This window comes from Cohaesibacter gelatinilyticus (assembly GCF_900215605.1).
Taxonomy (GTDB): domain Bacteria; phylum Pseudomonadota; class Alphaproteobacteria; order Rhizobiales; family Cohaesibacteraceae; genus Cohaesibacter; species Cohaesibacter gelatinilyticus.
This window is the reverse complement of record NZ_OBEL01000001.1, coordinates 2,191,977-2,199,051: the sequence shown is the minus strand read 5'-3', so window position 1 is coordinate 2,199,051 and position 7,075 is coordinate 2,191,977. Positions and strand designations below refer to the sequence as shown.

Sequence of the window (7,075 nt, the reverse complement as noted above, 5' to 3'; positions counted from 1 at the left end):
AGACTGCTCTTGCCACCAAAAAGCGCCAGTTACGCTATAGCCCCGACTTCTCATAACGGTCTGGTTGGGGGTTCAAGTCCCTCCGGGCCTACCATCTCATTCTCTCCTTGATTTCTGGTGATTCTGAATTTTATTCATGCAATGCATGGATAGTGAAAAAGCCATGGTGATCCACGGCTTAAATGCTGTTTCTTTTTGTTCTGATTCAATCTGAAGCAGTTAAGCTGGAGCTTCAATCTTGACAGTTAGGATCGGAAGATCAACTATTTCTGCGCGAATGATGTCATTCGGCTTTACTGCGCTGACGCCTTCAGGTGTTCCTGTGAAAATCAGATCGCCCGGCTGTAATGTAAGATAGTTGGAAAGTTCAGCAATCACTTCGGAAATCGACCAGATCATCTCATCCAGATCACCTTTTTGGCGTTGCTTACCTTCAACACTCAGGCGAATAAAACCGGATTTTGGGATATTGTTCGCGCTGACAGGCTGCATGGGACCTATGATGGCAGAATCATCAAATCCTTTCGCCATATCCCAAGGACGACCAGTGTTCTTGGCATCTGCTTGCAGATCGCGGCGTGTGAAATCCAGGCCAACAGCAACGCCATAAATATGGCCCAATGCATTTTTCTGAGTGATGTTATGGCCACCTTCCTTGAGACCAATGACCAGTTCCACTTCGTGATGCAGATCTTCGGTCTTGGGAGGATAGCTCAGATGACAAAAGCAACCGCTCTGAATTGCGTCAGCTGGTTTGGTAAAAAAGAACGGCGGTTCACGATCAGGGTTGGACCCCATTTCCCGTGCATGTGAGGCATAATTGCGGCCGACACAGAAAATGCGATTGACCGGAAAAGTTTGGTCGGTGCCGTGAATCGGGATGCCCGCTGGTGGAGTGAGATTGAATATATGATTGGTACTCATGTCGGGATCTCGCAACTGTTTGGGGATGCGGCTATATTGGGCCTGCTCCCGTTTTTTGGGGTGTTCCTGTTCAGGCGGGTTTTGTCAATCTGGTTCTCACCATTGCTTCTTTAGAAAATCAATCAGCACGCGAAGTTTCAACGGAACAAAATCGAGCTTCTGATAATAAAACCACATTTCAAAAGGTTTGCTTTTAAAATCGCTGAGAACAGGAACCAATTCACCTCTTTTGATTTCCTCTTGAATAATCAGCTCCGGAACATAGACAATCCCTTGCCCTTGGCAAGCTGCGGCAATCAAGGCTTCTGTATTGTTGCTTGAAAGTTGTCCGGTAACATCGATTTTGGTTTCACAATCAAAGGACCAGGTCGTTGTCTTGGTATTTTCGCCATATAACAAGCATTTATGTGATCGAAGGTCATTGCCTTCGGTCAATGATATGGTTTCTGCCAGATAAGCAGGGCTGGCAAAAAGCTGATTGTAATATCGACATAACCGCTGTCCCACATAAGCGATGGAATCAAAGTTATCAATTTTCCGGGCTAGAGAGAGATCAACACCTGCTAATGGCAATGCTGCGTGCGTCGTAGATTTCAATTCGATATCAATACCCGGGTTTGCCCTCAGAAATGGCCCAAGCACAGGCAGTAAAACCCTATTCAATAAGGGGGAGGGAGCCGCGAGTATCAGACGGCCACGAGGATTTTGCCCCAAATCTTGTGTTTCATCCAATAAGGTTTGCCATTGGCCATGCAGGGAAATCATGCGCTGGTAAAAATTGTTTCCCGCTTCGGTCAGAGTAATGCGACGAGTCGTTCGTCTTAACAATTGTACTCCCATCTCAGCTTCAAGTTCGGCGACTCGTTTGCTGATAACAGACGGGCTGACATTCATGATACGTGCAGCTGCTGCCATCGTGCCATTTTCTATAACTGCTTTAAAAATCAGGGCGCGCTGAAATGAGTCCATATTCGTTCCAAAATGAGAATAAATACTTCTTGATTATGATAATTGTTCTTATTTCATCACGCAATATGATGCGTCATAATTTCCATATGAACCAAAAGGGTGACGAGATGTATGTTGTTGAGATAGTGAGTTGGAAAGCAGCTTCAGATGTTGCAGATCAAAAAATGATTGATGCTGTTCAGGCAATGGTTCCCGATCTTGAAACGCTTCCCGGATTTAGATACCAGTCGCTTTCAAAAGATGATGAAGGTTTGTGGATGGATATCTATTATTGGGACAGCAAGGAAGATGCTGATAACTCAAACGATTTGATGGCCAACAAACCTTCACTGCATAACCTCATGGCATTGATCGATATGAGTAGCTTGAAGATAGAAGTTCTGACGCCTTATCAAGAGTCAGGTTCAGTAAATTTCACTTGAAGTGAGAAAACGCACACTCAATTTCTTTCCTTCTTGAAGAGCGGACGATGATTTTTTGTGATCAAGATTGGATGAGCTCGTTCCCAGGCAAGGTCGTGACGGTGGAACCCATGTCGGTAAAGTATTTTGCCAGAAAATCGATCAGCAGGCGAAGCTTGGTGCTTTGATGTTTGGTCGGAGAATAGAGTGCATAAAGAGCCACCGGCGAAATTGGGTAGCTGCAGAGGAGCGGAACGAGAGCCCCTGCTGCGATGTCATCAGCTACCAGAACTGTCGGTAAAAAGACGATACCCTGACCTTTGATGGCGGCCAACCTCAGGATCTCGGCATTATTGGAGCAAAGGATGCCATTGATCCGGACCGATTGCTGATCTTTCTCGTTGGAGAAATGCCATAGGGTGCCTGTGGCGAGATTTCCATAGTGAAGGCAATTATGTGTGCCTAGATCCTTTGGTGATTGGGGCGTGCCATTCTTTGCCAAATAGTCAGGAGAGGTACAGACAACTCGATGGATGGGGGCAAGTTTTCGGCTCATCAATGCCGAATCTTCCAGATCCGCGATCCGCAGCGTCAGATCATAGCCTTCCTGAATAGGATCGACAAAACGATCAGTCAGATGGGTTTCGATTTTCAATGCAGGATGCGAAACCATGAAATCTGTCAAGGCATCTCCGATATGTCGAATACCAAAGGAGAGGGGCATATTGATGCGGATCAGCCCACGTGCCTGACCCGTCAGGGATTGCACCGCTTCATCGGCTTCTTGCAAATCAGAGAGAATGGACTGAATACGGGTGTAATATTCCGCACCTGACTCGGTCGGGCTGATGTGACGGGTGGAGCGATGTAGCAAACTGGTTTTCAGATCCTGCTCCAATTCCGCAATTGCCTTGCTTGCAGTTGTACGGGATATACCCAACAGATTGGCGGCAGTCGTGAAGGAATGTGTCTCCACTACCTTTGCAAAAAGCTGTAGCTTAACCAGCTTATCCATTCGATCGTTGTCCTATTGTTTTCAAAATTCGTGTCAAATATTGAACATATATTGTCGAATTGTCTCCACTTGTTGCCTGTTTTGCATCATATTATTTTTAAGACAACAGAAATGTCCAGACCTTTCGCTCAATGTATGCGGGTCTGTAGAGATTGGAGAAAAATCATGATTGATGTTCGGTTGTCTCAAGATCGTGGTATGGCAGATTTTGGCTGGCTTCAGGCAAAGCACAGTTTTTCATTTGGAGAATATTGGGATCCCAAGCACATGGGCTTTGGTTCCCTGCGCGTGATCAACGAAGATCGGATTGCGGCTTCAGCTGGTTTTGATACCCACGGGCACAAGAATATGGAGATCATCACTTATATTCTGGAAGGCGCATTGGAGCATAAGGATAGTCTTGGTTCCGGATCTGTCTTGCGGCCAGGTGATGTGCAAAGAATGAGGGCAGGGCGAGGCATTCGTCACAGTGAGTTCAATCACCTTCAAGATAACCAAACCCATTTGTTACAGATCTGGATTGAACCATCCGAGATTGGTTTGCAACCCGGATATGAAGACCGGCATTTTGGCGATCAACGCAAGAACAGATTGGCATTGATTGCCTCTCCCGACGCACGAGATGGATCCTTGGATATTCATCAGGATGTGTCGCTCTACGCCAGTGTGCTGGATGAAGGCGTTGAAGTCATTCATGAGTTGGTGAGTGGCCGGAAGGCTTGGCTTCAAATAGCCCAAGGATCTGTTCGTTTGAATGGCGTGGATCTTGGGCAAGGAGATGGGGCTGCGATCATTGATGAAAGTAAACTCGTCATAAAAGCAAATGAGCCAAGCGACATTTTGTTGTTCGATATGGCTGACTAATTGCTTTGAAGCTTTGACTTTGGCCTCATGCTCAGGTTTGTGTGGTGCATACCATATGATGTGAGGACGAGGTCAATGGCGGATCTGAGGCAGGAATTGGCGCAGTGCGGTGATTGGAATGAGGCTTTAAGCGATCAGTATGATACGCTTGCCAAGCTTCAGGATTTTCTGAATATAGAGGAGCAAAATGCGCAAATCCTCCCTGTTGCAGGCCAAAGGCTGAATGCCCTGCGCATGACATCCCTGAAAGACGTGAAGGTCGTCATAACGGGTCAAGACCCTTATCCGGGTCTGGAGGATGCAATCCCTCATGCCATGGGCCTATCATTTTCGGTGGCACCGGGTGTGAAGCCACCGCGCTCTCTGAACAACATCTATAAGGAGCTTGCTGAGGATTGTGGTTTGCTCAAACCCAACCATGGTGATCTGCGTGGCTGGGCGGAGCAAGGCGTCTTGATGTTGAACTCTGTTCTGACGGTTAGGCAGGGTGAGGCCGCAAGCCATGCGAAGAAAGGTTGGGAGGGATTTACCCGAGCCGTGCTTGATCTGATCAATGAGAAATCAGAGCCCGTTTGTTTTCTCTCATGGGGCAAGCATAGCCACGCTTTGACAAAGGATGTCGATGAAAGCCGTCATCTCGTGATCCGTACATCTCACCCCAGTCCGTTGGGTGCGCGAAAGGCTGGATCGGATTTCGAAGCGTTTCTTGGGTCCGGTTGCTTTGGTCGCGCGAATGAGTTTCTCATCAGTAAAAATCGAGAACCCATCGATTGGGCCTGCCTGTCAGAGCCTGTTTTGCTGTAAAATAGGGCAAATTCTGTTGTCGTGCTTGTCTGCAGACAACAAAGGGATTGAACAGGGCCTTCGCTTTCAATAAAACGGGCCAAACGCGATTTTCCACTTTTACATGAGTGACGGCAATTTCATGGCAAGACAGTTTATTTATCACATGCATGGTCTGTCCAAGACCTATACCGGTGGCAAGAAGGTGTTGGATAATATCCACCTGTCTTTCTACCCGGATGCAAAAATCGGCATTCTCGGCCCTAACGGCGCTGGTAAATCCACCATCCTGCGTATCATGGCCGGGCTGGATAACGAATTTACCGGTGAAGCTTGGGCCGCGGAGGGCGCAAAAATAGGTTATTTGCCGCAGGAGCCTGTTCTTGATGAGAGCAAGGATGTGCTGGGCAATGTGATGGAAGGGGTTGCTGAGAAGCAGGCCATTCTGGATCGCTATAACGAATTGATGATGAATTACTCTGATGAAACCGCCGAAGAAGGTGCGAAGCTTCAGGATATCATCGATTCTCAAAATCTTTGGGATTTGGAGAGCCAGGTTGAGATGGCAATGGACGCTCTGCGTTGCCCTCCATCTGATGCTGATGTCTCCGTTCTCTCTGGTGGTGAGAAGCGCCGCGTGGCGCTTTGCAAATTGCTGTTGGCTGAGCCTGATTTGTTGCTGCTTGATGAGCCGACCAACCATTTGGACGCTGAGACCGTTCATTGGCTTGAGAAGCATCTGCGTGAATTCAAAGGCTCTGTCTTGATCATTACCCACGATCGCTATTTCCTCGACAATGTTACCGGCTGGATTCTTGAGCTTGATCGTGGTTCAGGCATTCCTTATGAAGGCAACTATTCTGCCTACCTTGATGCCAAGGCCAAGCGTATGGCCCAGGAAGGCCGCGAAGAGGCCTCTCGTCAGCGTGCGCTTGCTCGTGAGAAAGAGTGGATGGCGGCAAGCCCCAAAGCACGTCAAACCAAATCCAAGGCTCGTATCAAGTCTTATGACGAGTTGCTCAAGCGCAATGAAGAACGTGCGCCTGGAACCGCTCAGATCATCATTCCAGCTGGCGAACGTCTTGGTGATGTGGTCATCAAGGTTGAAGGCCTCAAAAAGGGCTTTGGTGATCGGATGCTGATTGATGGGTTGGATTTCAACCTGCCACCAGGTGGCATTGTCGGAGTGATCGGTCCAAACGGTGTTGGGAAATCCACCCTGTTCAAGATGCTGACAGGCGATGAGCAGCCTGATGAGGGAAATGTGACGCTTGGTTCAACTGTGCAGTTGGGCTTTGTTGATCAGTCTCGTGATGCTCTGGATGGCAACAAGAATGTTTGGGAAGAAATTTCCGAAGGGGATGACATCATCAAGCTGGGCAAGCGTGAGATGAATAGCCGTGCTTATTGCTCTGCCTTCAATTTCAAAGGCGGTGATCAGCAACAGAAGGTTGGTTCCCTGTCTGGTGGTCAGCGGAACCGTGTGCATCTGGCCAAGATTTTGAAATCTGGCGCCAACGTGTTGCTGCTCGATGAGCCCACCAACGATCTGGATACCGAAACTCTTGCAGCACTTGAAGATGCTCTTGAGGATTTTGCAGGTTGTGCCGTGGTCATCAGCCATGATCGCATGTTCCTTGACCGTCTGGCCACGCATATTCTTGCCTTTGAAGGTGATAGCCATGTTGAATGGTTCGAAGGTAACTTCGAGGACTATGAACAGGACAAGATTCGTCGTCTAGGACCGGATGCAGCCAATCCAAAGCGTGTGAAATACAAGCCTTTCAGTCGCTGAGTTCAGATTTTATCTGAGAATTTGATTTGGAAAAGCCCCGCTCATTTGAGTGGGGTTTTTTGTTGCGATTCTAAAACGTGGAGCGTCTATTGGGTTGTTTCTATATATTTGTTCTCGGATTGTTTTTATCAAGAAGCAGGATCTGGAGTGGCAAAGTGGTAAGGAGCATGTGATACTTTACAAACCGGCTCTGCCTTATAAATATGGTCGCTGCTTTTGCAAGCAATGTGGAACATCGCTGGGTGAAATTTTGTCTGACGATGAAAGCTTTCCAATCGGGGCCAATGCGCTGGATGGTGAGTTTGCCGTTTGAAACCAGTTCCA

Annotated in this window: 7 protein-coding genes; 4 read left to right on the top strand and 3 right to left on the bottom strand. The window is 47.8% G+C overall.

Translation table 11 applies throughout. From position 1 onward, the window contains the following. Positions 1 to 219: 219 nt before the first annotated feature. Positions 220 to 924 (bottom strand): fumarylacetoacetate hydrolase family protein, encoded by a 705-nt coding sequence (locus CRO57_RS10000; RefSeq protein ID WP_097153098.1) that lies wholly within the window; start codon positions 922 to 924, stop codon positions 220 to 222. Positions 925 to 1,020: 96 nt separating this feature from the next. Next, a complete protein-coding gene (locus tag CRO57_RS09995) occupies positions 1,021 to 1,893 on the bottom strand; it encodes a LysR family transcriptional regulator (RefSeq protein ID WP_097153097.1) in 873 nt (290 codons plus the stop codon). Between CRO57_RS09995 and CRO57_RS09990 the strand changes: the two genes are divergently transcribed. Next, complete coding sequence (locus CRO57_RS09990; protein ID WP_210200799.1) at positions 1,884 to 2,315, top strand: antibiotic biosynthesis monooxygenase family protein; 432 nt, start codon at positions 1,884 to 1,886, stop codon at positions 2,313 to 2,315. The genes CRO57_RS09995 and CRO57_RS09990 overlap by 10 nt on opposite strands. A gap of 61 nt (positions 2,316 to 2,376) precedes the next feature. Here the strand turns inward: CRO57_RS09990 and CRO57_RS09985 are convergent, their stop codons facing one another. Continuing rightward, a complete protein-coding gene (locus CRO57_RS09985; RefSeq protein ID WP_097153096.1) occupies positions 2,377 to 3,309 on the bottom strand; it encodes a LysR family transcriptional regulator in 933 nt (310 codons plus the stop codon). A gap of 165 nt (positions 3,310 to 3,474) precedes the next feature. Here CRO57_RS09985 and CRO57_RS09980 point away from each other — a divergent pair, with 165 nt between their 5' ends. From CRO57_RS09980 to ettA, 3 genes are all read left to right on the top strand, one after another. Then, positions 3,475 to 4,173 carry a pirin family protein gene (locus CRO57_RS09980; protein ID WP_097153095.1) on the top strand — a complete coding sequence of 233 codons (699 nt, stop codon included), beginning with the start codon at positions 3,475 to 3,477 and terminating at the stop codon, positions 4,171 to 4,173. Positions 4,174 to 4,248: 75 nt separating this feature from the next. Beyond that, positions 4,249 to 4,977, top strand: coding sequence for a uracil-DNA glycosylase (gene ung / locus CRO57_RS09975; RefSeq protein ID WP_097153094.1), 729 nt, complete (start codon positions 4,249 to 4,251; stop codon positions 4,975 to 4,977). Positions 4,978 to 5,098: 121 nt separating this feature from the next. Next, positions 5,099 to 6,751: an energy-dependent translational throttle protein EttA gene (ettA, locus tag CRO57_RS09970; protein ID WP_097153324.1), complete on the top strand. Its 1,653-nt coding sequence runs from the start codon at positions 5,099 to 5,101 to the stop codon at positions 6,749 to 6,751. The last annotated feature ends 324 nt before the right edge of the window (positions 6,752 to 7,075 follow it).

What these genes read in the sequence shown, in the direction of transcription:
- ettA (WP_097153324.1), top strand. Translation starts at nt 5,099, where the DNA reads ATGGCAAGACAGTTTATTTATCACATGCATGGTCTGTCCAAGACCTAT.
- CRO57_RS09980 (WP_097153095.1), top strand. Translation starts at nt 3,475, where the DNA reads ATGATTGATGTTCGGTTGTCTCAAGATCGTGGTATGGCAGATTTTGGC.
- CRO57_RS10000 (WP_097153098.1), bottom strand. Translation starts at nt 924, where the DNA reads ATGAGTACCAATCATATATTCAATCTCACTCCACCAGCGGGCATCCCG.
- CRO57_RS09995 (WP_097153097.1), bottom strand. Translation starts at nt 1,893, where the DNA reads ATGGACTCATTTCAGCGCGCCCTGATTTTTAAAGCAGTTATAGAAAAT.
- ung (WP_097153094.1), top strand. Translation starts at nt 4,249, where the DNA reads ATGGCGGATCTGAGGCAGGAATTGGCGCAGTGCGGTGATTGGAATGAG.
- CRO57_RS09990 (WP_210200799.1), top strand. Translation starts at nt 1,884, where the DNA reads ATGAGTCCATATTCGTTCCAAAATGAGAATAAATACTTCTTGATTATG.
- CRO57_RS09985 (WP_097153096.1), bottom strand. Translation starts at nt 3,309, where the DNA reads ATGGATAAGCTGGTTAAGCTACAGCTTTTTGCAAAGGTAGTGGAGACA.